This is a genomic window from Azomonas agilis (genome assembly GCF_007830255.1).
GTDB classification, from domain to species: domain Bacteria; phylum Pseudomonadota; class Gammaproteobacteria; order Pseudomonadales; family Pseudomonadaceae; genus Azomonas; species Azomonas agilis.
Map to the genome: position 1 here is coordinate 139631 of NZ_VLKG01000009.1, position 26729 is coordinate 166359.

Annotated in this window: 21 protein-coding genes, 5 tRNA genes and 1 pseudogene; 13 read left to right on the top strand and 14 right to left on the bottom strand. The window is 51.5% G+C overall.

Annotated features, from left to right (window positions below; all coding sequences use genetic code 11):
* Nucleotide 1 precedes the first annotated feature (1 nt).
* The 3 genes from lolD (at nucleotide 2) to LX59_RS12220 (ending at nucleotide 2621) form a co-directional block, all read left to right on the top strand.
* Nucleotides 2-688, top strand: a complete 687-nt coding sequence (lolD, locus tag LX59_RS12210) for a lipoprotein-releasing ABC transporter ATP-binding protein LolD (protein ID WP_144572190.1) — start codon at nucleotides 2-4, stop codon at nucleotides 686-688.
* On the top strand, nucleotides 688-1932 hold the full coding sequence (locus tag LX59_RS12215; protein ID WP_144572192.1) for a lipoprotein-releasing ABC transporter permease subunit: 1245 nt from the start codon (nucleotides 688-690) through the stop codon (nucleotides 1930-1932). Before lolD ends, LX59_RS12215 begins: the two co-directional genes overlap by 1 nt.
* A gap of 194 nt (nucleotides 1933-2126) precedes the next feature.
* A complete protein-coding gene (locus LX59_RS12220; protein ID WP_144572194.1) occupies nucleotides 2127-2621 on the top strand; it encodes a L,D-transpeptidase family protein in 495 nt (164 codons plus the stop codon).
* 31 nt (nucleotides 2622-2652) lie between these two features.
* Here the strand turns inward: LX59_RS12220 and dapE are convergent, their stop codons facing one another.
* Nucleotides 2653-3798 (bottom strand): succinyl-diaminopimelate desuccinylase, encoded by a 1146-nt coding sequence (dapE, locus tag LX59_RS12225; RefSeq protein ID WP_144572196.1) that lies wholly within the window; start codon nucleotides 3796-3798, stop codon nucleotides 2653-2655.
* A 230-nt stretch (nucleotides 3799-4028) separates the two neighbouring features.
* On the opposite strand from dapE, the gene LX59_RS12230 reads away from it, so the two are divergent.
* On the top strand, nucleotides 4029-4400 hold the full coding sequence (locus LX59_RS12230; RefSeq protein WP_246118752.1) for an SEL1-like repeat protein: 372 nt from the start codon (nucleotides 4029-4031) through the stop codon (nucleotides 4398-4400).
* Here the strand turns inward: LX59_RS12230 and LX59_RS12235 are convergent.
* From LX59_RS12235 to LX59_RS12255, 5 genes are all read right to left on the bottom strand, one after another.
* On the bottom strand, nucleotides 4397-7873 hold the full coding sequence (locus LX59_RS12235; RefSeq protein WP_144572198.1) for a hybrid sensor histidine kinase/response regulator: 3477 nt from the start codon (nucleotides 7871-7873) through the stop codon (nucleotides 4397-4399). The two genes, LX59_RS12230 and LX59_RS12235, sit on opposite strands and share 4 nt — an antisense overlap.
* Nucleotides 7874-8138: 265 nt before the next feature.
* The gene (locus tag LX59_RS12240) at nucleotides 8139-9824 is read right to left on the bottom strand and encodes a sensor domain-containing diguanylate cyclase (RefSeq protein ID WP_144572200.1); all 1686 of its coding nucleotides are present in this window, start codon (nucleotides 9822-9824) and stop codon (nucleotides 8139-8141) included.
* 202 nt (nucleotides 9825-10026) lie between these two features.
* A tRNA-Leu gene (locus LX59_RS12245) sits at nucleotides 10027-10111 on the bottom strand.
* A gap of 56 nt (nucleotides 10112-10167) precedes the next feature.
* A tRNA-His gene (locus LX59_RS12250) sits at nucleotides 10168-10243 on the bottom strand.
* 27 nt (nucleotides 10244-10270) lie between these two features.
* Nucleotides 10271-10347: transfer RNA gene (locus LX59_RS12255), tRNA-Arg, on the bottom strand.
* A 260-nt stretch (nucleotides 10348-10607) separates the two neighbouring features.
* Here LX59_RS12255 and folD point away from each other — a divergent pair.
* Entirely contained in the window at nucleotides 10608-11462 is an 855-nt protein-coding gene (gene folD, locus LX59_RS12260) for a bifunctional methylenetetrahydrofolate dehydrogenase/methenyltetrahydrofolate cyclohydrolase FolD (protein WP_144572202.1), read from the top strand.
* A 47-nt stretch (nucleotides 11463-11509) separates the two neighbouring features.
* Here folD and cysS read toward each other — a convergent pair whose 3' ends face one another.
* The 5 genes from cysS to rlmM form a co-directional block, all read right to left on the bottom strand.
* The gene (cysS, locus tag LX59_RS12265; protein WP_144572204.1) at nucleotides 11510-12895 is read right to left on the bottom strand and encodes a cysteine--tRNA ligase; all 1386 of its coding nucleotides are present in this window, start codon (nucleotides 12893-12895) and stop codon (nucleotides 11510-11512) included.
* A complete protein-coding gene (locus LX59_RS12270) occupies nucleotides 12892-14565 on the bottom strand; it encodes a glutamine--tRNA ligase/YqeY domain fusion protein (RefSeq protein ID WP_144572206.1) in 1674 nt (557 codons plus the stop codon). Before LX59_RS12270 ends, cysS begins: the two co-directional genes overlap by 4 nt.
* A 183-nt stretch (nucleotides 14566-14748) precedes the next feature.
* Nucleotides 14749-15567: a DODA-type extradiol aromatic ring-opening family dioxygenase gene (locus LX59_RS12275; RefSeq protein WP_144572208.1), complete on the bottom strand. Its 819-nt coding sequence runs from the start codon at nucleotides 15565-15567 to the stop codon at nucleotides 14749-14751.
* Nucleotides 15568-15587: 20 nt separating this feature from the next.
* Nucleotides 15588-15836, bottom strand: a complete 249-nt coding sequence (gene tusA, locus LX59_RS12280) for a sulfurtransferase TusA (protein WP_144572248.1) — start codon at nucleotides 15834-15836, stop codon at nucleotides 15588-15590.
* 37 nt (nucleotides 15837-15873) lie between these two features.
* Nucleotides 15874-16932, bottom strand: a complete 1059-nt coding sequence (gene rlmM / locus LX59_RS12285) for a 23S rRNA (cytidine(2498)-2'-O)-methyltransferase RlmM (RefSeq protein WP_144572210.1) — start codon at nucleotides 16930-16932, stop codon at nucleotides 15874-15876.
* A 106-nt stretch (nucleotides 16933-17038) separates the two neighbouring features.
* Here rlmM and LX59_RS12290 point away from each other — a divergent pair, with 106 nt between their 5' ends.
* Nucleotides 17039-18607, top strand: a complete 1569-nt coding sequence (locus LX59_RS12290; RefSeq protein WP_144572212.1) for a methyl-accepting chemotaxis protein — start codon at nucleotides 17039-17041, stop codon at nucleotides 18605-18607.
* A gap of 30 nt (nucleotides 18608-18637) precedes the next feature.
* Nucleotides 18638-18976 (top strand): PA2817 family protein, encoded by a 339-nt coding sequence (locus LX59_RS12295; RefSeq protein WP_144572214.1) that lies wholly within the window; start codon nucleotides 18638-18640, stop codon nucleotides 18974-18976.
* Between the two features lie 31 nt (nucleotides 18977-19007).
* Here LX59_RS12295 and LX59_RS12300 read toward each other — a convergent pair.
* A tRNA-Gly gene (locus LX59_RS12300) sits at nucleotides 19008-19083 on the bottom strand.
* 1 nt (nucleotide 19084) lies between these two features.
* Nucleotides 19085-19160: transfer RNA gene (locus LX59_RS12305), tRNA-Glu, on the bottom strand.
* Nucleotides 19161-19358: 198 nt separating this feature from the next.
* Here LX59_RS12305 and LX59_RS12310 point away from each other — a divergent pair.
* The 5 genes from LX59_RS12310 to guaA all read left to right on the top strand — a co-directional run bounded on the left by LX59_RS12310 (nucleotide 19359) and on the right by guaA (nucleotide 25499).
* Nucleotides 19359-20234 (top strand): hypothetical protein, encoded by an 876-nt coding sequence (locus tag LX59_RS12310; RefSeq protein ID WP_144572216.1) that lies wholly within the window; start codon nucleotides 19359-19361, stop codon nucleotides 20232-20234.
* Between the two features lie 380 nt (nucleotides 20235-20614).
* Nucleotides 20615-21790 (top strand): alpha/beta hydrolase, encoded by a 1176-nt coding sequence (locus tag LX59_RS12315; RefSeq protein ID WP_144572218.1) that lies wholly within the window; start codon nucleotides 20615-20617, stop codon nucleotides 21788-21790.
* A 23-nt stretch (nucleotides 21791-21813) separates the two neighbouring features.
* The gene (locus LX59_RS12320) at nucleotides 21814-22263 is read left to right on the top strand and encodes a DUF6491 family protein (protein ID WP_144572220.1); all 450 of its coding nucleotides are present in this window, start codon (nucleotides 21814-21816) and stop codon (nucleotides 22261-22263) included.
* 97 nt (nucleotides 22264-22360) lie between these two features.
* Complete coding sequence (guaB, locus tag LX59_RS12325) at nucleotides 22361-23830, top strand: IMP dehydrogenase (protein WP_144572221.1); 1470 nt, start codon at nucleotides 22361-22363, stop codon at nucleotides 23828-23830.
* Between the two features lie 88 nt (nucleotides 23831-23918).
* A complete protein-coding gene (gene guaA, locus LX59_RS12330) occupies nucleotides 23919-25499 on the top strand; it encodes a glutamine-hydrolyzing GMP synthase (protein WP_144572223.1) in 1581 nt (526 codons plus the stop codon).
* A gap of 118 nt (nucleotides 25500-25617) precedes the next feature.
* Here guaA and LX59_RS12335 read toward each other — a convergent pair whose 3' ends face one another.
* Nucleotides 25618-25896: a hypothetical protein gene (locus LX59_RS12335; RefSeq protein ID WP_144572225.1), complete on the bottom strand. Its 279-nt coding sequence runs from the start codon at nucleotides 25894-25896 to the stop codon at nucleotides 25618-25620.
* A gap of 426 nt (nucleotides 25897-26322) precedes the next feature.
* Between LX59_RS12335 and LX59_RS12340 the strand changes: the two are divergent.
* Nucleotides 26323-26729 (top strand): annotated as a pseudogene (locus tag LX59_RS12340) (RNA-guided endonuclease InsQ/TnpB family protein); the annotation flags it as partial.

The following is a 26729-nucleotide window of genomic DNA, read 5'->3' on the forward strand; positions in this document are numbered from 1 at the left end:
GATGACAGATCGACAAGCAGTATTGCGCTGCCGCAACTTAGGTAAATCCTACGATGAAGGCCCACAATCCGTAGCCGTGCTTTCCGGTTTGGAGCTGGAACTGTATCCCGGTGAGCGCGTAGCTATCGTCGGCAGTTCCGGTTCTGGAAAGTCCACCTTACTGAATTTATTGGGCGGTTTGGATACGCCCACTCAAGGCAGCGTGTGGTTAGCGGGAGAGGAGTTGTCTGCCCTGAGCGAAAAAGCGCGGGGATTGTTGCGTAACCGAGCCTTAGGTTTTGTGTATCAGTTCCATCATTTGCTGCCAGAGTTCAGCGCCTTAGAAAATGTGTGTATGCCCTTGTTGATTGGCAAACTCCCGATTCCTGAAGCTCAGCAGCGCGCCACGGAATTATTGGAGCAGGTTGGACTAGGGCATCGTTTAATCCACAAACCCTCGGAATTATCGGGAGGAGAGCGGCAGCGGGTTGCTATTGCGCGCGCCTTAGCCAATCGCCCCGCTTTAGTACTGTTGGATGAGCCCACAGGAAACCTAGATCACCATACGGCGCAGAGCATTCAAGCCTTAATGCTGAACTTAAGTCGCTCGCTCAATACCGCTTTTTTGGTGGTCACCCACGATTTGAGCTTGGCGGCGCAAATGGATCGTGTATTACGGCTGGATGATGGCCGTTTGGTGACTGCCTGATGTTTCGCCCACTGAGTCTTTTTATTGGCGCACGTTATACGCGGGCCAAGCGCCGTAGCCAGTTTATTTCCTTTATCTCCTTAGCCTCTATGATTGGTTTGGCTCTAGGGGTGTTAGCCCTGATTTTGGTGCTCTCGGTGATGAATGGCTTTCAACGCGAAATGAGTGGCCGCATTTTGGGCTTGGTTCCCCATGCCCTAGTACGCACCGAAGCACCACTAATGGATTGGCAGACTTTAGCTCAACAAGTTGCCCAAAATCCCGCCGTGCTGGCCAGTGCTCCGGTAACGACACTGGATGGCATGTTATCTCTGCGTAACCTAATGCAGCCGATCCAAATCAGCGGTATTGATCCTTATTGGGAGCCTAAAGTGTCAACACTGGCTTCTAAGTTGATTGAGGGCGATCTAGCAGCCTTAACCCCCGGTAGTTTTGGGGTCATTGTGGGGCAGGTGACTGCATGGCGGTTCAAGTTACGTCTAGGGGATAGCTTAACCCTGATTGTGCCGGAAATTGGCGATTCTCCCGGCAGTATCACGCCTCGGCTGCATCGCTTAAATGTGGTGGGTATTTTTAAAGTTGGCGCTGATTTAGACGGCAATTTAGCCATGATGCATCAACAAGATGCAGCTTCTTTGCAAGGTTGGCCCTCAGATCAAGTACAGGGCATACGTTTAAAACTGACGGACTTACAACAAGCACCGCAAATCGCACAACAACTAAAACAACAGTTGGGTAAGGGCATTGATGTAGAAGATTGGACGCATAGCCAAGGTAGTCTATTCAGTGCCATGCAGATGGAAAAAACCATGATTGGCTTGCTACTGACGCTGATTGTGGCCGTTGCTGCCTTTAATATTGTGGCTACCTTGATTATGGTGGTGGCGGATAAGCGCACCGACATCGCTATATTGCGTACTTTGGGCGCTACTCCTAGACAAATCATGGGTATTTTTATGGTGCAAGGCTGCATCATCGGTTTTAGCGGCACTTTAATCGGCGCTATCTTGGGAGTTATTGCGGCCTTAAATATTAGCGACTGGATGCTCTGGTTGGAGCGCATCTTCGGGTGGCGCTTATTCAATGCCGATGTTTATGTCATTAACGCCTTACCTTCTGAATTGATGATGCAGGATGTTGGGCTGGTAGTGGGCCTAGCCTTGTTGTTAAGTTTTTTAGCCACTTTGTATCCCGCATGGCGCGCTGCTCAAACTCAGCCTGCTGAAGCCTTACGTTACGCCTAAGGGTATTTAGGGCAAAAGTGCTTTGTTTTTAAGCATTTTGAAAAAGTTCCCCAACTTGATCACAAAATGATGCAAAGCACTTTTCCAACGCCAAGCCCTTACCTAGAATGCAGGGCCGCTTTGTATCAGTTTTGCCATCATTCGGGCTGTTAAGCTGATTTCCCAACAACCTGTATTCAAGGATGTACCAGAAGATGCGCTGGTTGCTTGTTTTATGCTGCTTAGGCTTTGCCTCTTTGTCTCAGGCCAGTGTTGCCCACTTGCAAGGTCGAGTAGACAAAATTTTGGTAGTGAAGTCGGAGCGAACCCTACATTTGCTCAATAAAGGCCAGAGCCTGAAAACCTATAAAGTATCCCTTGGCAAAAAGTCAGGCCCAAAATTGCATGAAGGCGACCAGCGCACTCCTGAAGGGTTGTACTGGATCGACTGGCGTAAAACCAGCAACAAGTTCAACCTTTCTATGCACATTTCTTACCCCAATGCCCGAGATACAGCTAAAGCTCGGGAAAAAGGGCTCGCACCGGGTAGCATGATTATGTTGCACGGTACGCCGGTGGATGCTCAGTATCCAGAATGGTACTTTAGCTCCCTAAACTGGACTGATGGCTGCATTGCCCTGAGCAATACCGACATGCAGGAGATTTGGAGCCTCGTCCCTGACGGAACGCTGATCGAAATCAAACCCTGAATCTGATTACCAAAGCGGTTTTGATAGGGTACTAACTCAGCAGGCGCTCTAAGGTCTGCTGGTAGATATCGGTTAATTGGTCTAGGTCGCTGGCTAAAACCCGCTCATTGACTTGGTGAATAGTGGCATTCACCGGGCCAAGCTCTACGACTTGAGTGCCGAGCGTGGCAATAAAGCGCCCGTCTGAAGTACCACCGCTGGTAGATAGAAGGGTTTCGCGTCCGGTGACGCTGCGAATGCTGTGCACAATAGCTTCCAGCAGCTCACCGGGCTCCGTTAAAAAGGGCAGACCAGACAGCGACCACTGAATATCCCACTCCAGTCCGTGTTGATCCAGAATGTCCGCGACCCGTTGCTTTAAACCCTCAACCGTGGACTCTGTAGAGAAACGGAAGTTAAACAGCACGCTGAGCGTGTCAGGAATGACATTGGTGGCTCCCGTTCCCGCCTGAATATTGGAAATCTGAAAGCTGGTGGGCGGGAAAAACTCGTTACCCTGATCCCAAACTTCAGCCGCTAAAGCCGCTAAAGCGGGGGCGGCAAGGTGAATGGGGTTGCACGCATTCTGTGGATAGGCCACATGCCCTTGTTTGCCCTGAACCCTGAGCTGGCCATTGAGTGAGCCGCGCCGTCCATTTTTCACCATATCGCCTAGAGCTTGAGTGCTGGAGGGTTCGCCTACAATGCACCAATCCATGCGCTGTCCTTGTTGGCGCAAGCGCTCGACGACAGCTTTGGTGCCGTATTCGGCGGTGCCTTCTTCATCACTGGTGATCAGAAAGGCCAGTTGTCCTCGGTGATTGGGGTGGGCAGCGATAAAGCGTTCGGTGGCTACCAGCATAGCGGCTAGGCTACCTTTCATGTCCGCAGCGCCTCGGCCATACAGCATGCCTTCTGTATCAATGCAGGGGCTGAACGGTGGATGTATCCAGTGTTCTACCGGGCCACTGGGGACTACATCGGTATGTCCTGCTAAGCACAGCATGGGGCCTTGATCGCCTCGCACAGCCCATAGGTTATCCACGCCTTCCCAGTGCCAATGCTGTACCTGAAAGCCACAGGCTGTTAAGCGCTCAGCAATGAGCTGCTGACAACCTTCGTCTAAAGGAGTGACAGAGGGGCGGCGGATCAAATCAAACGCCAATTGCAGCGTGGCAGACAGATGGGAGGTGGGCATAGCATGTTCACACAGCAGAAGGAGACTCCTATGTTAGCAGGGATCGCTTAGGAGCGTTGATCCCGCCCAGTCTAAAGGAGGCTTTGGATAATACTTTAGAGCAATGGACTGCCAATGCGGGTTCGATAGGCTTTTCTTTAAGTTAAAAATCAGTAAAGTGCGCACCCTCTTATCCATCTAGCGTCGATACTTCGACAATGAATCAATCTTCTTTGACGGTGACTCATTCTATGTCTAGAACATGGCCGGTTCAGGTGGCTTTATGGTTGTTGGATCGCCCTAAGTTGGGTCAGCGCTCCAGCGTCAAGCGTTTAGCAGGGCGATTACTAAAACAGCCGGCCCAAGCCGGAGTAGTAACAGCCCAGAGCCGTTTGGGTCGTTTGCTGTGCTGTGATTGTGACAGTGCCCGTGATCAGCGTATTGGAGTACAAATGCTGCAACAGGCCGCTAAGGCTGGTGATTGCTCTGCGCGTGTGGAGCTAGGGCAACTGCTGGTGCAGCCTCGTCATTATGAGCCCGGACAGGCACGCCATTGGTTAGAGCTGGCCGCAGCTCAGGGCTCAGAGCGAGCCAAGACACTGCTGGCCAGAATGTTTCCCTAACCCAGTACTAAATGTCGTCCAATTAAGGCCCGCAATGCGGCTGGTTTGACAGGTTTGGACAGATAATCCAAGCCAGCGGCATGGATGGCTGCGATTAACTCAGGACGAGCATCTGCGCTGATAACGACACCCGGAATGGGGGCACTCAGATGCGCTCTGAGCCAAGCCATAAGCTCTGTACCGGTTTCCCCTGCATCTAGGTGGTAATCCACCAGCGCCAGTTGGGGGCGCATACCCTGATTAAGTAGCTTCATACAGGCTGCACGGTTGGGGGCCGTCCAGACTTGGCAGCCCCAGCGTGAGAGTAGGCTGTTCATCCCCGTTAGGATGCTTTCTTCATTATCAACACAGAGCACCTGAATCCCTTGGAGCTGTTGCTTGGGTTGTTCGGTTGGTACGGGACTAGGTGCTAGTGCTGGAGTTCGGGCCAAGGGAACCGTGACACTAAAGACACTGCCTTTACCCAGTTCTGATCGTACAGACAACGGATGATGTAAGACCTTGCATAAACCATCCGCAATAGCCAATCCCAGCCCTAGGCCTTTTTCAGCGCGGGTTTGGTGGCTATCCAGACGCTTAAACTCTTGGAAAATTACACCCAGTTTGTCTTTGGGAATACCAGGGCCACGATCCCAAACTTCCAAACGCAGTGACTTACGTTGACGACGCACGCCTAAGACTACCTGTCCATCCGCATAACGGAAGGCATTGGTGAGGAAATTTTGCAGGATGCGGCGTAATAGCTTGATGTCGCTATCAACCCGTAATTGGCTGCTATGTACCCGGAAATGCATACCCTGTTCTTGGGCTAAGGCAGTGAACTCAACTTTTAGCGTATCGAACAGGGTATTTAAGGTAAAAGGATTGCGATCAGGTGTCACTCGGCCACTTTCCAAACGGGATATATCCAGCAGGTCGGCGATCAAATCCTCAGCCGAGCGCAGAGAGCTATCAAGGTGGTGTACCAGATCACGGGCTTCTTTGGGCAGGGCATCCTGTTGGTGGGCAAGGGAGGCTGAGAATAAGCGCGCTGCATTCAGAGGCTGCATCAAATCATGGCTAACGGCGGCTAAAAAGCGTGTTTTAGAGGCGTTAGCCTGTTCTGAGACACTCTTGGCTTCAATCAAGGCTTTATTCAGCTCTGAGAGCTCGTAGGTGCGCTCTTGCACCCGCCGTTCTAGGCTCTCGTTGGCTTCTTTCAGGGCTTTCTCAGCCTCACGGAAGGCGGTGATGTCACTAAAGCTCATCACAAAGCCGCCACCGGGCATGGGGCTACCGATGAGTTCCACCACACGCCCGTTGGGGAACAGGCGCTCGGAGGTATGTTGCGTACCTTGGCGCATCCAGTATAGACGGCGCGCCACATGGCCATCAGGATCACCGGGGCCGCATAAGCCGCGCTCTGCGTTAAAGCGGATGATATCGGCGATGGGGCGGCCAATATAAATCATGCCTTCAGGGTATTCGAAGATTTCTAAATAGCGGTGATTCCATGCCACTAAGCGCAGCGATTGATCCACTACGCTGATGCCGTGGGTGATGTTTTCAATCGCTCCTTGCAACAGTGCACGGTTGAACTCCAAAACTTCGGAGGCTTCGCCCACGATGCGGACAACATCTTCCACCTCCATATCGCGGCCTTCCAGCACGGCTTTAACTACGGCGCGGGTTGAGGAAGCGCCGAGCACCCCGGCCAACAAGCGTTCGGTATGGGCAATCCAGCGGGTGTCCGCCGGTTGTTTGGGGGATAGGGGTTGTCCGGTGCGGCGCGCAAAATGCTGGAAGCTTTGATGAGCTCGTTCAGCACCCACAAACCGGGAGGCTAAACTCAAGAGGTCTTCAACCTGAACTGCTAACAGACGACGTACGCCGGGCTGAGGATTGATCTGTTGGCCTACAAAGCGACTGGCCTGCCAATGTTCTGAAAAACGTGAGCGCGTGATCACCGAGACCCAAAAGAATAGGGTCGCGTTGCCTGCCAAAGAGAGCACCATACCTTGGGTTAAGGGATCAATCTCTAAGATTTCGGCGTTATGTTGCAGCCAAGTAAGGCCAGGGAAGGTACTTAAGGGCCAATTTAAGGCTTGGGCCAGTAGGGGTAGAACCAAGGTATAGGCCCAGATAATGCCGCCGGCCATGAGTCCTGCCAGCACACCGCGCCGATTGGCTTGTTTCCAATACAAAGCCCCAATCATGGCGGGCCCTAGTTGGGCTACGGCAGCAAAGGCCAGTTGGCCAATAGTGGCAAGGGTTGCGGTGGAAGTCAGGAGCCGGTAGCTAACGTAGGCCATCATCAGCACCACGATAATACTGACGCGCCGCACCGTAAGCATCCAATACCGGAAGGCTTCAAAGGGACGGTCGGTTTCCTGACGGCGCAACAGCCAAGGCAGCAAAATATCGTTAGACACCATTGTCGATAGGGCCACGCTGGATACGATCACCATGCCGGTAGCCGCTGAAGCTCCGCCGATAAAGGCTAGCATGGCGATCCAGCCATCCCCTTGAGCTAAGGGCAGGTTAATTAAATAGGCATCGGGAGACACATCGGCCGGTAATAACATGCGGCCTGCTAGGGCAATGGGTACCACAAAGAGTCCGGCCAGCATCAGGTACAGGGGGAAAACCCAACGAGCCATCCCAAAATCTTTTGGATTGGTGTTTTCTACCACAGTGACGTGGAACTGACGCGGCAAGCAGATAACCGCCATCATAGTGACCAAGGTATGGATGATCATCACGGGCCAACTGACCGTATGATCCCAGTATTCTTGCAGATGTGCTTGTGCGTGGGCCTCTCCGACTAAGTGGTCAAAGCCATCGTAGAGCACAAAGGTTACATAGATGCCTACCGCAACGAATCCTGCCAGCTTCACCAATGATTCAAAGGCGATTGCCAGCACCATGCCACGGTGGTGTTCCGTAACGTCTAGGTTACGAGTGCCAAAGACAATGATGAATAACGCCAACGCTACGGATACGATGAGCGCAGTATCTAGGGCTTGCGTATTGACGGTATCGGCTTGGCTTCCCGTGAGCAGGTTCACCCCGATTACAATGCCTTTTAGCTGGAGCGCAATATAGGGCAAGATGGCTACCAGACAAATCAGTGTCACCACAATGGCCAGTAGCTGCGACTTTCCATAACGTGAGGCAATAAAGTCGGCAATAGAGGTGATGTTCTCTTGTTTGCTGATGGCCAGCACTTTTTGCAGAACGTGAGGGGCAAATACCAATAGCAGAATAGGCCCAAGGTACACGGGTAAGAAAGACCAGAGGTTTTCAGCCGCTTGCCCTACAGTGCCAAAAAACGTCCAACTGGTGCAATACACTGCCAGAGATAGGCTATACACCAAAGCCCGTAGACGCGGAGACATCGCATGTCCACGACGGTCGCCATAAAAGGCAATAGTAAAAAGGATGATCATGTAGACGAGGGCCACCAGAGCGATCAACCCACTAGACAACGACATGCTAACTCCGGACGCAAAACTAATAAACGTAACCTGCTTAATCGACTGGGGCTCTAGTCTGGCAAACGACAGTAATAACGATCTGTTTTTATGGTGTATTTCAAATCCTAAGGCTGAGCACTATAGCCAGCTTGATAGACGAGCTTCCATTGCAGAAGTTTCGCAGCAAATTGCCCTAAATCCGAGCTTTGCGACCATAGTCTCATGGGGTTTTATGCCGATCAGGGTGGGGCAGAGCCTAGAAAGCTTCTGCCAAGCACAAGGATTACGAAGTCTTGATCGCGACTTGGTTGCGCCCTAATTCTTTGGCTAAATATAGGCCCTGATCCGCCCAGTGTATGGCTATTTCACTGTTTGTATCCTTGGTCTGTGCTAAGGCTACTCCGATACTGATGGTGATATTTCCTATCTTGGGTGCTGGAGTGCCGGCTATCGCTCGGCGGATTTTTTCAGCAACGGTGCAGGCTTCACGCAAAGAGGTATGAGGAAGAATGGCCATAAACTCTTCGCCACCCATGCGGAACAAGCAATCCGTCTTGCGTATGTTTTGCCGAATAGTGTGAGCCACTCGCTTTAGAGCTTCATCCCCCTCGGCATGTCCGTATTGATCATTAATGCGTTTAAAGTAATCAATATCGAGCATCAATAAGCTGTATGTATCACCTGTGTACTTAAGTTGCTTAAAGTGCCGATCAATGTGCTCTTGAGCCGCTAACCGATTGAAAACTCCAGTTAGTGGGTCAATCCGAACCATTTGTTCTAAGCGATTATTAGCTTGTTCCAGTTCTTGAGTGCGCACCTTTACCTTTTCTTCTAAAACTCGATTGGCCTGCTCCAACTCTGAACGGCGTTGGATGAGCGTTTTAGTCATGTCCGAAATGGCTGTATTTAGCTGTTCAATCTCTATGATGTTGGTTTTATGGCTGATGTCGGGTAGATGTTCATCGCCAAGCTGGACTCTTCTGGCTTGTTGAGCCAAGTGCTCTATGGGATGGCTAATACGGGAGGCCATCCACCAAGCTAAGTAAACGAACACAATCGTTGCTAAGACAATTAAATACAGCAGTGCATGGCGTAGCGTTTGGGTTTCCTGATGGATGACACTGCTAGGCTGCACCACTAAAAGACTCCAGCCAAGGGGCTTATCTGGAATCAAGTCAGGGATGGATTGTTGAGCTAGGATGAATTCTTGGGTGCCGCTCATTTGCAGCCGTATTTCCTCCTGTGCCTGATCGTTCAGGATGTCCTCATCCAACTTGTGTGCGTTAGAGGTGGAGTAGATCACCTCCTGATGTTTATTCAAAATATGCACATCCAAGTGTTTCTGGCTTTGGAGAATAGGGACCAGAACCTCTATAACGGCATCTGCCCAGTCCCAATGAGCGTGGGCTGCCACAACACCTAAGAGCTGATGTTCGGCATTTAAAACAGGGGCCGCGAAATCAATAAAACGAATCGGGCCTTCGGCTCCTGTGGGAGCAATGAGTTTTTTAAGTAGCACAGCTTCGTGAAGATCGCCAATAAAGTCGCCCTGCAAGCCGTTTTGAAACCAAGGGCGTTGGCTCACATTTTGGCCCAGTAACATGTTTTGACTGGCAGCTCGAACTACGCCCTGTGTATCGGTAAAACCAATCCATGAATAGTATTGGTAGGACGCTTTGAGCTGATTGAGTTGTCCGGTTAATTTATCCACGCCTAGGCTTGCGGTGTAATCATCATAGATAGGCGCTTTGGCGAGTAGGGATATCTCGCGTTGGCGTTCGCGTAAATTTTCCGAAATAACGGTGGCAGTAGCCACGGCAATGCTGTGCAGGTCTTTACTGCGCGCCTGTATCAGTTGCTGGACGTAAACTTGCTCAATGTAAAAGTAAAGAGGTGCTCCAACGGCAGCGCCTAAGCTGATAAATAACAGTGTCAGGCGGTTCCTGAAACTTTTAGGTAGCATCTGCATTTTAGTTGAGGCCTACGCTTTATGCCTTTGCGCTGCATCTGTGTATCCCAAAGTTCGAGTTTTGTTAGGGATACAACAGGGGATACAAGAAAGCAAAGTATAGAGGGAGATAAGGAGAGACTGCTAGAGATAGGGAGTTGGGCTGTAAGCCTTGATTTTGCTGGGGTTCGTAGCCTGCTAGAGGCTGGCAGAGATAAGCTAATGGTGCGGACGGAGAGACTCGAACTCTCACACCTTGCGGCACTGGAACCTAAATCCAGCGTGTCTACCAATTTCACCACGTCCGCATTGCTTTTAGCCTAAAAACACAAACGCCAGACTATACAATCTGGCGCTTTGGATATGGGGTGGACGATGGGAATCGAACCCACGACACCAGGAGCCACAATCCTGTGCTCTACCAACTGAGCTACGCCCACCATATCAAAACTGCTTGTGCCGACGCATGGCGCGCCCGGCAGGACTCGAACCTGCGACCATCCGCTTAGAAGGCGGATGCTCTATCCAGCTGAGCTACGAGCGCTTTTGCTGCATTCGATGCGAATGGCAGAGCAAGCTTGCTTTTGTGGTTTAAATACTTCTAAACCTGCAACTTGCTGTGCTCGACAAGCGGGGCGAATCTTATAGACTCAAATGCAGTCCGTCAATCATAAAAATTGAAAAGTCTTTAAAAAACAGCTTTGTTGCTTTTGTTTTTTCTTTGAGTCTTTCTTCGTCTTTGCGCTGGGAATCTGGCATGCGAGAATGCCCGCCAATTTTTTCCTGCTTATGGTTAATCGCGTCATGACCGCACAATTGATCGATGGCAAAACGATCGCTGCCCGTATCCGTCAACAGATAGCCCAACGGGTTGCCGAACGCCTGCAAGCGGGGCAAAGGGCTCCCGGGCTGGCCGTGATATTGGTGGGCAGTGATCCAGCCTCGCAAGTATATGTGGCGCATAAACGCAAAGATTGCGAAGAAGTAGGTTTTCGTTCTGTGGCCCACGATTTGCCGCAAGATACTAGCCAAGCCGATCTGTTGGCTCTAATTGATCAGCTCAATAAGGATCCTCAGATCGACGGTATTTTAGTGCAACTACCTTTGCCAAAACACTTAGATGCCTCGCAGCTACTAGAGCGAATCAGCCCTGATAAGGATGTGGATGGCTTCCATCCCTATAATATTGGTCGTTTGGCCCAACGGATGCCATTGTTGCGTCCTTGCACTCCTAAAGGGGTGATTACGCTGTTGGAGTCCACAGGTGTGGATTTGCATGGTTTGGATGCTGTAGTAGTAGGCGCTTCTAACATCGTGGGGCGGCCTATGGCGTTGGAGCTGTTGTTAGCAGGTTGCACGACCACTGTGACTCATCGCTTTACCAAAAATCTGGCGGAGCACGTGCAGCGCGCCGATTTAGTAGTGGTAGCGACGGGTATCACCGGCTTGGTGAAAGGGGAATGGATTAAGCCCGGTGCCATCGTGATTGATGTGGGTATTAACCGTCAGCCAGACGGGCGCTTATTAGGCGATGTAGAGTTTGAGCCCGCTGCCGAGCGTGCCGCTTGGATCACGCCGGTTCCGGGCGGAGTAGGGCCTATGACTCGTGCTTGCCTGTTGGAAAATACCCTATATGCGGCAGAAAAACTGCACGTCTAATGAGAGTAGGCAGGCTCGCGCGCGGGCCTGCCTCTAACCTCTAACACCTATTCAGCCAAACGCCATGTGGTTCCGGCTTTACTGTCTTCCAATACCACACCCATAGCGGTGAGCTGATCGCGAATACGATCCGACTCGGCCCAATTTTTATCAGTTCGGGCTTGCAGGCGCGCAGCAATCAAGGCCTCAACCTGAGCGGCATCTACCTTGCCTTCAGCGCCGGCTTGTAGGAAGGCTTCAGGTTCCAGTTGTAGAACACCCAAAAGACTGGCTAACGACTTCAAACGCGCCGCCAATCCGGCAGCGGCAGCAGGATCACTCTCTCGCAGTCGGTTGACTTCGCGCGTCATTTCAAACAGCACGGCACAGGCTTCAGGGGAATTGAAGTCGTCGTCCATAGCAGCATTAAAACGCTGTACGAAGTCTTCACCACCGGCCGCTTCAGCCACTGGTAAGCCTTTAAGTGCATGGTAGAAGCGCTCTAAAGCGCCGCGTGCTTCTTTCAGGCTGTCTTCAGAGTAGTTAATCGGGCTGCGGTAGTGGCTGGAAACCAGCAGATAGCGCACCACTTCAGGGTGGTACTTTTCCAGCACTTCGCGGATGGTGAAGAAGTTGCCCAAGGATTTGGACATTTTCTCGCCATCAACCCGCACTGCGCCGGCGTGCATCCAGTGTTTGGCGTACAGCTTGCCGGTGGCGGCTTCGCTTTGGGCGATTTCGTTTTCGTGGTGGGGGAAGACGAGGTCTGGGCCGCCGCCATGAATGTCGAAGGTTTCACCCAAGCAGCAGGTGGACATTACTGAGCACTCAATATGCCAACCGGGACGACCTGCGCCCCAGGGTGACTCCCAGCTTGGCTCGCCGGGTTTAGCGCCTTTCCAGAGCACGAAATCCAGCGGATCTTCCTTGGATTCGTCCACTTCAATGCGGGCACCGATGCGTAAATCCTCGATCTTTTTACGCGAGAGTTTGCCGTAGCCCTCGAACTTGCCGACTCGGTAATAGACATCACCATTGCCTGGTGCATAGGCGTAGCCCTTGTCGATCAGGGTTTGGATCATCTGATGCATGCCGGCGATGTGAGCGGTCGCCTTTGGCTCTTGATCCGGACGCAGCACATTGAGGCGCGCTTCGTCCTCGTGCATGGCCGCGATCATGCGCTCGGTGAGGACGTTGAAGGGCTCACCGTTCTCATTGGCGCGGCGGATGATCTTGTCGTCAATATCGGTGATGTTGCGGACATAGGTCAGCTCGTAGCCCGAATGACGCAACCAGCGTGCGATCACGTCGAAAGCCACCATCACCCGTGCGTGGCCAATGTGGCAGAAGTCATAGACGGTCATGCCGCATACATAGAGGCGCACCTTTTTGCCTTCCAGTGGCTGAAAGGCTTCTTTGGTTTTGCTCAGGGTGTTGTAAAGGCTGAGGCTCATGACTGCCCCCAAGAATCGCGCAGGGTCACAGTACGGTTGAATACTGGCGCACCGGGTTTGGAGTCTTTCAAGTCAGCCGTGAAGTAGCCTTCACGCTCAAACTGGAACCGGTCTTCCGGTTGAGCTTGAGCTAAGGAAGGTTCGGCGCGGCAGCCTGTTAACACCACTAAGGAATCAGGGTTGATGTTGTCGAGGAAGCTACCACCGTCTTCGGTTTTTTCCGGGTTAGCGGATTTGAACAGACGGTCGTAGAGGCGCACCTCGCATTCCAAGCTGCCCTCTACGGGCACCCAATGGATTACGCCCTTTACTTTGCGGCCTTCAGGGTTTTTGCCGAGGGTTGCTGGGTCGTAGGAGCAGCGCAGTTCGACAATATTGCCTTCAGCATCTTTGATGGCTTCATCGGCGCGAATCACATAGCTGCCGCGCAACCGTACTTCGCCATTAGGTTCCAGACGTTTGTAACCCTTGGGCGGATTTTCCTCGTAATCACCGGCATCAATGTAGATTTCGCGGGCGAAGGGCAGCGCGCGCACACCCATATCTTGCTTGGGATGGCGGGCCAGTTCTAGCAGTTCTACTTGGCCTTCGGGGTAGTTGGTGATCACCACCTTGAGGGGCTTGAGTACGCACATGGCGCGCGAAGCATTGGCGTCCAAGTCTTCCCGAATGGCAAATTCCAGCATGCCAATATCAACTACACCACCGGCGCGGTTGACACCGATCAGATCGCAGAAGTGACGGATAGAGGCGGGTGTATATCCCCGACGACGGTAGCCGGATAGGGTGGACATACGCGGATCGTCCCAACCACTGACATGACCTTCGTCCACCAATTGCTTCAGCTTGCGTTTGCTGGTGATGGTGTAGTTCAGATTCAGGCGCGCAAATTCGTATTGGCGCGGTTTGCTCGGAACCGGCAGATTGTCCAAAAACCATTCGTACAGTGGGCGATGGTCTTCAAACTCTAGGGTGCAGATGGAGTGAGTAATACCTTCCAGAGCATCTGACTGACCGTGGGTAAAGTCATAGCTGGGATAAATGCACCATTGGTCGCCGGTTTGGTGGTGATGAGCGTGGCGAATGCGGTATAGGATAGGATCGCGCAGATTCATGTTGGGCGCGGCCATGTCGATCTTGGCGCGCAGAACACAAGCACCATCCGCGAACTCACCGGCTTTCATACGGGCGAACAGGTCAAGGTTTTCCTCAACGGAGCGCTCACGGTAAGGGCTGTTCTTGCCGGGTTCGGTCAATGTGCCACGGTATTCCCGCGCTTCGTCCGGGGATAAATGGCAGACATACGCCTTACCGGCCTTAATCAGCTCAATGGCCCAGTCGTGCAGTTGTGGAAAGTAGTCTGAGGCGTAATGTACAGGGCCGCTCCACTCAAAGCCGAGCCAACGCACGTCGCTTTGAATGGCATCAATGTATTCCTGATCTTCTTTGGCCGGATTGGTGTCGTCAAAGCGCAGGTTGCATTCGCCACCAAATTCACGCGCCAAGCCAAAATTCAGACAAATGGATTTGGCGTGCCCAATGTGCAAATAGCCGTTGGGCTCGGGCGGAAAACGGGTGATGATTTTGGCGTGCTTGCCCGATTCCAAGTCAGTTTGGACGATCGGACGAAGAAAGTTCGCGGCAGCGGCGGGAGTCTCAGGCTTACTCATGGGGTCCTTAGGATTATGCTGATCATGCGGGAAATCACTATTACCCGCTGGTCACGGAAAGGCTTAGGCCCGTTTATGGCCTATTCTTTATGATCAAGAATAGGATAAAGGCCGTTTAGGTATGAAATATTAGCATTGGCATCGTGGTTCGGGAGAGAGGCTCTTCGGTGGACTTTGATGCTTTTAGCCGAATTGAAAGGCTGATAAGTGGGTTTTGAGCACGCAATCTGAAAAAACCTTGCGCCCCAGATCGTTGCCTGCGGCTCCTGCAACCACCATCAACGGCAGTAAATGCTCTTCTGCACGAGGCGGGTGACACTGACGAGCCTGGGGTGCCTGTGTCCAGTGCGTTAGGTATTTTGTGCGCTCTGTGGGCGTTGCTGCGATGGCCTGAGTGAGCCAGTCATCAAAGGCCTTGGAGATCGGCGTAAAGGTAGGGTCGCCATAGCCGCGCATATTATGAAAGCTCATACCACTACCTAGGATCAGCACCTGTTCGTGGCGCAGCGGAGCTAAGGCCTGTCCCAATTGTAGATGCAGCTCAGGAGCTAGCAGATGATCAAGAGACAGTTGCACTACTGGGATTTTGGCTTCGGGAAACATCAGTTTTAGGGGAATAAATAGACCATGGTCAAACCCTCGAATGGGGTCAAGATCGCAGGGTAGATGAGCTTGCTCCAGTAAAGAGGCTACCCGTTGCGCCAGTTGTATGGAGCCCGGAGCGGGGTATTCCAACTCATAGGTATGGGGAGGAAAGCCGTAGTAATCAAACATCAGCGCAGGCTTGGGGCTGGAAGTCACACGAAATCCAGAAGTACACCAGTGGGCTGATATCATTAAGATGGCTTTGGGTGGTTTGGGCAGTGTAGCCGCAAAGCTCTGCAAAAAATCCCGCATAGAATCCCAAGCATGGGCGGGCTGCCATTCCATAAAAAAGCAGGGGCCTGCGCCGTGTGGGAGGAACAGGGTAGGCTGTACCGACTGAATGCTTGTGGAAGACATGGCCTCTCCAACTTGAGGGTTTAGTCCAGCTTTTTGCGGATTAAATAGTAGTAGATATCTGCGGTAAGTTGCTGTTCTAAGAGTTCATGGCCTAAAAAAAGGCAGAACTTGGGAATATCCCGTTGGGTTGAAGGGTCGGTAGCTAGAACGCGCAGTACACCTCCTGCGGGCAATTCACGGACTTGTTTGTGCAGCAGCATGACAGGTTCTGGGCAGCACAGGCCGGTTGCATCCAGTACAGCATCAATGGTGAGTTCAGTGTGAAGCATACTCATACTTACTCCAGGGGAAACGATGGGAAGTTCTTCAATAGCGGCGCAGATGGCAGGTGACTTCTTCCCGATCGTGATACAACTGTTTGCAGGATAACTCAAACTTAAGGTTTTGCTGGTGCAGACGCTCTTGGATACGCCCTAGCAAGTGTTTCACTTCGCTGTAACGCTGTTTCATGGGGAGTTTAAGGTTCACAATCGCCTCCTGACACCAGCCTTCGGCGATCCAGCGCTCCAGCAATGCCGCGTTACGAGCGGGTTTCTCCACAATATCGCATACCATCCAATGTACCGGCTTTTTGGGGCGGAAGCTAAATCCATCGGCGCGTAAATGCTCAACTAATCCAGAGTCCATCAACTCTGCATTCATTGGCCCATTATCCACGGCAGTGACGCGCATATGTCGATTGACTAACTGCCATGTCCAGCCACCGGGGGCGGCTCCCAAATCAACAGCGCTCATCCCTGGGGCCAGACGAGTGTTCCAATCGGTACGCGGAATAAATTGATGCCAAGCCTCCTCCAGCTTTAGCGTAGAGCGGCTAGGGGCTTGACGAGGAAACTTTAGGCGAGGAACTCCCATCGGCCATACTGCACTGTTGTCGGCTTGTACTTGACCTACAAAAACCTCTCGACTACTAAGAAATAATAATATTAATCGAGGTTTTTGTAATTGCTCACTTGGTGTGAGCAGTTGGGCCTTAATTAAGGCTTTACGCAGTGGAGCTTCAAACTTTCGACAAAATGCGGAAACTTCCTTACCCTCGTTAGTATCTAGAACCTCAAGCCAAAGGCTTCCAAACTCTTGTTGATCTTGAGTTAATTGTTCAACTAATATTTCAATGCGATGGGCTTGCGGCAAGCCTAGCCAAAAACCGTATATACACTGGCGTGGAAAAATTAGTTTTGAAAATGATAATGATTTTTTTAGATTGCTTAATTCGTTGACATCAGGGCATACAAATTCGGCAAAGGCTGATCCTGCTTTGGCCTTAGCATATCCAGCACAGTCCAGCAGATTGGCTTGTTCCGTAATTTCTGCACAGACTTCGGCCTCAAATCCCGGGCGACAATGCAGCAAAACCCTATTCATTTTATAAGACCCTATAAATTAAGCAGGTTAATAAAAAAGCATCCATAATTATCTCAGCAGTTCATCCAGTATGTTCTTGTCTTGATTCCAATAAGACGGGTATCCCATGCGCCATAATTTGCCTGTTACTCAAATAGATTTTCCATTTCCAGAACATCAGCGTTTAATTTCTGCTACCGATTTAAAGGGATGTATTAGTTATTGTAACGATGCTTTTGTAGAGGTGAGTGGCTTTACCCGTGAAGAGCTGATTCGCTCGCCCCATAACTTGATTCGTCATCCAGATGTTCCACCCATTGTCTTTGAGCATCTGTGGCGCACCCTAAAGCAAGGCCAGCCTTGGATGGGGATTGTGAAAAATCGGCGCAAAAATGGGGATCATTACTGGGTGAGTGCTTATGTTACGCCGATTCTCAATACTCAGTTAGAGATTGTGGGCTATGAGTCGGTGCGCACTAAACCTACATCGGAGCAAATTCGTCGTGCTGAGCGACTGTATTCGCGTCTAAACCGTAAAAAACCAGCCATTCCTTTTAAAGATCGCTGGTTGCCTATGGTGCTTAAGTGGTTGCCCTTTATTTTAGTCAGCCAGGTGGCCTTCTTAGTTGGGCTCTCGTTAGGGGGATATTTGGGGTTTTTGCTGGCGGCTTTATTGTCCATTCCTATCGGCATCGCGGGTTTGTATTGGCAGCGTCATGGGATGCGGCGTTTACTGCATTTGGTAGATCATATGACCGCAGATCCGATGATTGCTCGTATGTACACCGATACACAGGGGTTAGAAGCACAGCTAGAAATGGCACTCCTAAGCCAAGAAGCGCATCTGAAAACCTGTTTAACCCGTTTGCAAGACAGTGCTTTGCATGTTCAGGATCAAGCCCGTGAAGCCGATGGTTTGGCTCAAAGCAGCTCAAAGCGTTTACTGGAGCAGCGCCAAGAAATTGATCTGATTGCCACTGCGATGAATGAAATGGCGGCGACTACTCAAGAAGTAGCGAGCAATGTGTCTACGGCTGCTAATGCCGCCCGTGAAGCTCAGCAGTTGGTTAAGCAAGGACAAGAATTAGCTTTGGGGGCTCGAGAGATCATCCAAAAATTGTCAGATTCGGTTCAGGAGGCCGGAGAAGCGGTAGGGAATTTGGCTAAAGATAGCGATAGGATTAGCAGCGTCGTGGATGTCATCAAAGGCATTGCCGATCAAACCAACTTGTTGGCGCTGAATGCAGCCATTGAGGCAGCCCGAGCGGGAGAGAGTGGCCGAGGTTTTGCCGTGGTTGCTGACGAAGTACGTCAATTAGCGAAACGCACTTCAGACTCAACGCACCAAATTCATGAACTGATAGCTGCTTTGCAAAAGCAGGCCCATTGTGCGCTCAGTATTGCCCAGCAGGGATGTCAGCACGTGAGTGTTGGTGTTGAAGAGGCATCCCTGACGGATCAAGCGCTGACGGGAATTGGAGACTCCATCAACCGTATTACGGATATGACCAATCAAATTGCCTCAGCCACGGAAGAGCAGAGTAGTGTGGCAGAGGATATGAGTCAAAATCTAACGCGTATTGCTCATCTTTCAGAGCAAAATGCAGATTCAGCAAAGAACACGGCTTCTTTGAGCGAAGGATTAACCAATATTGCTCAAGAACAGTATTTGTTGGTTGAACGTTTTAATCGGTGAATGATTGGGTATGTGAGTAAGGGGATTTAAATGCTGATAACGAGTATGGAGCAGGCGCAAAGTCTGCTTCATCAGATGCGGGCGCTCTTGGTTGCCGTAACGGAGGCAGAGCAGATTCCACAGGAAAGCCACCAGTATTTCTTGGAGCGTTTTGACGAGCTGCTCCAAGATCCAAGTGAACGTCATAGTGGGCAGGAGATTGTTGGGCAGATGTTTATGCGTTATCCGCAAATAGCACACTTAATTCCTCGCGAATTATTGTGGTTTTTTGGTGGAGATTGCTTACATTTTATGCCAGATGCTGAAATTGAACGCTTCCAAAACTTGGAGGATCAATCAATACGCTGTGGGATTAAGCGGATGAAATAAAAAACCAGCCTTGAGGCTGGTTTTTAGAATTTGGAGCGGGAAACGAGACTCGAACTCGCGACCCCGACCTTGGCAAGGTCGTGCTCTACCAACTGAGCTATTCCCGCGTGGCGTCCCCTAGGGGACTCGAACCCCTGTTACCGCCGTGAAAGGGCGATGTCCTAGGCCACTAGACGAAGGGGACAGGGCCTGTCGACAAAACAGTTTGCTTTTACATTCAGAAGCTTACTGGTGCTTGCTACTGAATGTGGCGCGCATTCTATGGACGTTTTTTAGATAGGTCAATAGGTTGATGCAGATTTTTCTAAAAATCTTTTCGCGATGGTAGATCGCTCAGCATCTCTCTACACTAGTCCTGATTCCTGATATGAGGTTTTAGTGTGTGTCTGTCACATTAACAGCAGGTTTATTGCTGGTTGGCTTCTTCTTATTGCTAATCATTGCCTACATCAACAACCTTGTTGAAGGTAATAAGCTGAAGCTCGCTCGTCAGCGGGCGGCCTTAACGGACCGAGTGCGGCGTTGTGCCGTGCTGGAGCTTTCTTTGCCAGAGCAAATGTTAACGCCAAAGCTTCGGATGTTGTTAGCAACCCTAGAGCTGTATTGGAGTGAAGGTTTACTTGAGGGAAATAAGAAGGGCACTAAGCTGCGTGAGCGAGTCCAGTATTTACGGCAGTTGATTGCCTCTGCTACTGAGGCCGACGAGTCCGCAGCAGATGTGACGGAGCCTGAGCAGGAGCATTCAGAGGCTTCATCCAATACTCCAGCGCAGGTCAGAGTTTCCATCGGACAGATACATACAGAATCGCAGTTTAACGAGATTCGTTATCTGCTGGAGGATTTATACAGCCTCATTACTACGGCGGGTAAGGAGTCTGTGATCAGCTTTGCTGAGGTAAAATATTGGCAGCAAGAGATCAAATTCCTCTCCTCGTTACTGTATTTGGAATACATCGCTAATTTGGGACAGTTGGCGTTAAACAGAAAGCAATTTGCCAAAGCTCGTCAATTTTTCGAGCAAGCTATACGTTATTTGTCAAAGAAAACCACCTTTCCTCAGCGTGAGCAGCGCTTAGAACAGCTAGAGCAATGGTTAGGGCAAGCCACCGCTGCTTTGCTAAAACAACAGTTAGGTGCAGAGACTACACAAACAGAGTCCTTGGAGCAGGTTCAGGCCAGCGCAGAAACTCCCGTTATTGCCAAGCCTAAAAAGCAAGACGAGGATGATTTGTGGAAGAAGAAGAATTTTTACGACTAGTGCCAATTATTAACCGCCCTCTACAAGCACGCAGTGCTATCGGAACAGCTCGGCTCGTTGCAGCAGGCGCTGGAAACTGCCCAATACTTTTGCCTGTTTGTTGCTGCCAATGGCTATCAAATATCAAAGCCTTGGCGCATCAGGGGGATTACTGGCTTAACGGCGGTAGGCTTTAAAAATAATTTTTAATTGATTTTGGATCTTATTTAAAAAAACACACTCCCATACCCGAATACCTTTTGATACTGCGTCCTAGAGCAAATCGAAAGGTAGTTAATCCGTATACCATAGCTGACATTAGCCTGAGGGCTTTGGTTGGAGGAGAGGCAGGGGTGCTGCGCTATGTTCCTTTTAAATTATCTCACCTGCTAGGGTGGGTAATGGTCGCATTGTTGGCGGGCTGTGCTGGACGGCCAGATCCAGAATCCATGAGCGATCAGCGGAGCCTGTATCAAGCGTCGGCGTATCGTTCCGTACAACAGTATGCTGTTCAGGCCGGTCAGGAGTTTTGGAGTCTGCCGGGTGGTTCGGTTGAGGTGGCTTGGTTAGTCCCACAGGGGCGTGCTATAGCGCCTTTAGTGTTGTACTTCCCCGGTTTAGGCGAGAGTGCCCAAGCGGGTGCGCGTTGGCGGCAAACCTGGGCTGAAGCGGGATACGCTGTATTGTCCGTGCAAGTACCCGCTTACGGTATAGCGTTGTATGCCTCTAAAGAGGCACAGGCCGGTATTTTTCAGCCGCTGGCGCGACGAGCCTTTGGGCCAGAGGCTTTAGCTCAGCGTCAAACTCTAGTGGTTCAATCCTTGGCCCATCTAAATCAGCGCATTCGAGCCGGTGATCTGCATTTTGCCGCTATTGATTCGAGCCGGATTATTGTGGCCGGTTTTGATCTGGGTGCCCAAACCGCCGCCGCTTTGGCCATGAATGCGGAGTCTGCATCGACGGGATTGCCCAATATTCGCCCCTTAGCTGTAGTGCTGCTCAGTCCCTACGCTGAGGTAGATGCTGATATTCAGTCATTCTCTCGCATTCAGGCTCCGGTCTTAAGTGTGACCGGGCCAAGGGATGAAGATCCCTTTAGTTGGGTAGCGTCGCCTCAGGATCGTTTAAAAGTGTGGCAAGGTGTGCAGGCATCGGGAAGTTGTCATCTGTGGTTGACCGAAGCCAGTCATTCCACCCTGTCAGGGATACGGGAAGATTTCAAACCTCCGCAGGACTCAAAGGGGGCACCACCTGCGAAATCGGGGCAGTCAGGGCCACCTAGTCCATCTCGTATGGAGGCGAATGGAGGTCGTGGCGGTGATTCAGGCGGTAGGCCCGGCGGTGGTGGTGAGCGAGGAGGACGCAGTGGCCCGCCCGGAGGTAAAGAAGATGCTCAGGGGGGAAAACCCGGTATTGCCCAAGAGGATTCGGTTAATTTTCGTCAGGGTTTAGCGGTACAGGCGATCAGCTTGGCTTTTCTGGATGCCCGAGTCAGCAAAGTTTCAGCCGCCGAGCTGTGGCTGAATCAAAAAGCCCGTAGCTGGTTAGATGGGCAGGGCAGTTTGGCCTTTAAATAAGCCCTGATAAACAGGAGTAAGCGATGATGAACTACTTAGCTTGGGTCAAAAAAGGTTTGTTTTTAGGTTTAGTGCTGTTGACGCAGGTATGCGCCGTCGTTTGGGCGGCTGAGGAGCCGAGCCCAACCTTAGAAGAATTATTGAAGCAGCAGGGATATCAAAAAGGGGAGTCAGTGAACTTTATTCAGCGCCATAATATGAACCGCTGGGAGTACTTGGATAATTCCCACATCATTTTAGATGGCGGCCCCGGCCCACAGCGGTTGTATTTGGTCGAGTTTATACGACCTTGTCGTCAGCTTAGGTTTAAGGATGATCTGAGTTACAAAGACACTCTGGAAATGGGCTATCTGCATATCCATGATCGAATTCTGGCAACGGGAGGGGGCTCGTCCGAATATTGCCAAGTACAAGCCATGTTTCGGTTATCTCCGTTGCAACCACCATCGGACTCATCAAGCGCGAAACCTTAACCAGATTCGTCCTGAGATATTCGTCTGTGCTTTGCGCCAGCCTTAGGCCAAGGTATAATTTAGCGCTTCCTTTTTTTCCCTCTTGGGAGCCCCCGCCATGCTGCGTATCAGCCAAGAAGCCCTGACTTTTGATGACGTTCTTCTGATCCCTGGATACTCTGAAATTTTGCCCAAGGATGTGAGTCTCAAAACTCGTCTGACTCGTGGCATTGAATTGAATATTCCTTTGATTTCTGCGGCTATGGATACAGTGACCGAATCCCGTCTAGCCATTGCCATGGCTCAGGAAGGTGGTATCGGCATCATCCATAAAAATATGACCGTTGAGCAGCAAGCGGCTGAAGTGCGTAAGGTCAAACGCTACGAAACCGCCATTGTGCGTGATCCGGTAACTGTAACCTCTGATACTAAAATCCTCGATTTGCTGAAAAAAGCTCGTGAGTTGGGATTTTCTGGTTTTCCCGTAGTGGATGATGGCGAGTTAGTCGGTATCGTAACCGGCCGCGATCTGCGCGTGCGCCCCAATGATGGCGATACCGTAGCGGCTATCATGACCCCTAAGGAGCAATTGATCACGGCACAAGAGGGCACTGCTTTGAAGGAAATCAAAGCCAAGCTCTACGCCCACCGGATTGAAAAAATGTTGGTGGTGGATAACAGCGGCAAGTTGCGGGGCTTGGTGACCTTCCGTGATATCGAAAAAGCTAAGGGCTATCCGCTAGCCTCTAAAGACGATCATGGTCGTCTGCGCGTTGGTGCTGCCGTGGGCACAGGTGCGGACACCGAAGAGCGAGTCACTGCTTTGGTGGCCGCTGGTGTTGATGTGGTGGTAGTGGATACGGCTCACGGCCATTCCAAAGGCGTGATTGATCGCGTGCGTTGGGTGAAAACCACTTTCCCAGAAGTGCAGGTGATTGGCGGTAATATAGCCACCGCTGAAGCGGCCTTAGCATTGGTTGAAGCCGGTGCTGATGCGGTAAAAGTGGGGATCGGCCCCGGCTCTATCTGTACTACTCGGATTGTGGCGGGTGTGGGTGTGCCACAAATCAGTGCTATTGCTAACGTATCTACGGCTTTAGAGGGTACGGGCGTACCCATGATTGCTGACGGTGGCATCCGCTTCTCCGGTGATCTGTCCAAAGCCATTGTAGCCGGTGCCAATGCGGTGATGATAGGTTCCATGTTTGCTGGTACCGAAGAGGCTCCCGGTGAAGTTGAGCTGTACCAAGGCCGTTCTTACAAAGCCTATCGGGGTATGGGATCTTTGGGCGCTATGTCTCAGGCGCAGGGCTCTTCGGATCGGTATTTCCAAGACTCTTCTGCGGGTGCAGAAAAGCTAGTACCCGAAGGTATTGAAGGCCGCGTTCCTTATAAAGGGGCTTTGTCTGCCATCATCCATCAGTTAATGGGCGGTCTGCGGGCTTCTATGGGGTATACCGGCTGTGCCACTGTGGATGAGATGCGTACCAAACCGCAGTTTGTGCGCATCACCGGCGCGGGTATGGCGGAATCCCACGTGCATGACGTACAGATCACCAAAGAAGCGCCCAACTACCGCGTCGGTTAATCGAACTTTTCGCTGGAGGCTGAAGGCTGAACGAGTAGGTTTTTTCGTTCAGCCTTCAGCCTTCAGCCATTTAATCTAGGTTAAGAAAATGGCCCACCCTGACATCCACGCCCACCGCATTCTGATTCTCGATTTTGGTTCCCAATACACCCAACTGATTGCCCGCCGTGTCCGTGAAATCGGTGTGTATTGCGAGCTGCATCCCTTTGACATGAGTGATGCCGACATTCGTGCTTTTGCCCCGCGCGGTATCATTTTGGCCGGTGGCCCTGAGTCTGTACACGAAGCCGGTAGCCCGCGTGCGCCTCAAGCCGTGTTTGAGCTGGGCATTCCGGTATTTGGCATCTGCTACGGCATGCAGACTATGGCCGAACAGTTGGGCGGTAAGGTAGAAGGCTCAAACGTGCGCGAATTTGGTTATGCGCGCGTGGATTTAGTGGGTAAAAGCCGCCTGTTTGACGGTATCGAAGACCATGTAGATGCCGATGGCCTGATGGGCCTTGATGTGTGGATGAGCCACGGCGATAAAGTGAGCCAATTGCCTAAAGGTTTCCACATTACCGCTAGTACCTCCAGTTGCGCCATTGCGGCCATGAGTGACGAGGCGCGCCAGTATTACGGTGTGCAGTTCCATCCCGAAGTGACCCACACAAAACAGGGTGGCCGCATCCTGTCGCGTTTTCTGCTGGAAATTTGTGGCTGTGAGGCACTGTGGACAGCTTCCAACATTGTCGAAGATGCCATTGCTCAAGTACGGGCACAGGTAGGCGATGCCAACGTGCTGCTGGGACTGTCCGGCGGTGTGGATTCCTCTGTGGTAGCTGCTTTGCTGCACCGTGCTATTGGCGACCAACTGACCTGCGTGTTCGTGGATAACGGCTTACTGCGCTACCAAGAAGGCGATCAGGTGATGGCCATGTTTGCCCAAAACATGGGGGTTAAGGTGATTCGCGCCGATGCTGAGGCGCAATTCCTCGCTAATCTGGCCGGTGAAGCCGATCCAGAGAAGAAGCGCAAAATCATTGGCCGTACCTTCATCGAGGTCTTTGATGCCGAATCGCAAAAGCTGGAAAACATCCAGTTCTTGGCTCAAGGCACCATCTACCCGGATGTGATTGAGTCGGCGGGCGCTAAAACTGGCAAGGCTCATGTCATTAAGTCTCACCACAATGTGGGCGGCTTGCCGGAAGATATGAAGCTCAAGCTGGTCGAGCCCCTGCGTGAGCTGTTCAAGGATGAAGTGCGCAAAATCGGTCTGGAACTGGGCCTGCCTTACGACATGGTCTACCGTCATCCCTTCCCCGGCCCCGGTTTGGGTGTGCGTATTCTCGGTGAGGTGAAGAAGGAATACGCCGACCTGCTGCGTTTAGCCGACCATATCTTTATCGAAGAGCTGCGTAACTTCGATTGGTATCACAAAGTTAGCCAAGCCTTTGTAGTGTTCCAGCCGGTGAAATCCGTAGGTGTAGTGGGCGATGGCCGTCGCTATGCGTGGGTGGTAGCCTTGCGCGCCGTGGAAACCATCGACTTTATGACCGCGCGTTGGGCGCATCTGCCCTATGAGCTATTGGAGAAGGTCTCCAACCGCATCATTAATGAGATTGAAGGTATTTCTCGCGTTACCTATGACGTATCCAGCAAGCCACCCGCGACCATTGAGTGGGAGTGAGGATCTAGTATAGGCATTGGCCTGTACCAAGTGCTGTGAGGACTCCGTGGCCCTCACCGAGGGCCACGGTGATGGGCTTGATAAGCCTAGGCGTGTAAAGGGGGAGACTTAGCGGCTTTCAGCGCGGGTAATAGTAGCGGCGTTCTTCAAAGCGCTCACGGGCGCGTTCTCTTTCCCTTTCTCGCTCGCGTTCTCGGTATTCTTGGCGGTTGTGGTCATGAGGGTGATCGTGCCAATAACGGGGCGCTGGGTCGTAATGCGGACGTTGTTCAGGGTAGCTCTGCCGATGGTAATGGCGCTCGGATTCGTAACGGTTGTGTCCGTAGGGGGTTGAGTAAACACAACCGGCTGTTGCCAATCCGGCTACCATTAAAAAGATCTTAATCAAGCGGTGCATGAACGCCTTCTTTCTCCTGTACGGAGTGATGCTTCTCTTGTACAGAATCAGACCACTGTTTGGGGAAAAGGTTGTTCCCTTAAGTGCAAGATTTTGGGATTAGCAGTTTGGGTACATTTAATAAAAAACGGTAAGGGATGCCTGCTGTTTTCTGTTCGTCTACACCCTTGGGTCATCGTCCTGATTGCTTTGTTATCCGGCAAAGGTTCTTAGCACACTGCTTCTGTGGTCTTTCACCGATCCTTCAGTGAGGTGGTGCCGCCGGTGTATGGCAGATGCGATGCAGGATAAATCCAGAATAGGCCCTATTTTTATCAGTCTTGCGCGAAAAACCCCGTACTTCCCTTCGGCTGGCTCAGGACGGGGATGGATAGCGCGGGAGGCGTAGCCTCCCTAAAGGGGTCTTAATTCAGTTAGCATTGACCTATGCAACAGACCAAGACCCTCAAGGTTCGGGTTCGAGATAAGCATGTTCCGCTCCTGCAACAGATGGCTCGTAGTGTGAACTTTGTCTGGAACTATCTGAACGAACTCAGCGCCCGATCCATTCGGGAGCGTGGCCGGTTTTTGTCTGCTTTTGACCTGCATCCTTACACCAAAGGCGCGAACAAAGAATTGGGGCTGCACTCTCAAACGCTGCAAGAAATCGCCCGCGAATACGTCACACGCCGTAAGCAGTTTAAAAAGTCACGCTTGAGCTGGCGTAAATCAGGTGGTGTTCGGCGTTCATTGGGCTGGATACCCATCAATACCGGCGCAGCCAGCTGGAAGAGTGGTCAGGTTTACCACAACGGCCATTACTTCAAGGTTTGGGACTCCTATGGCTTGAGCCA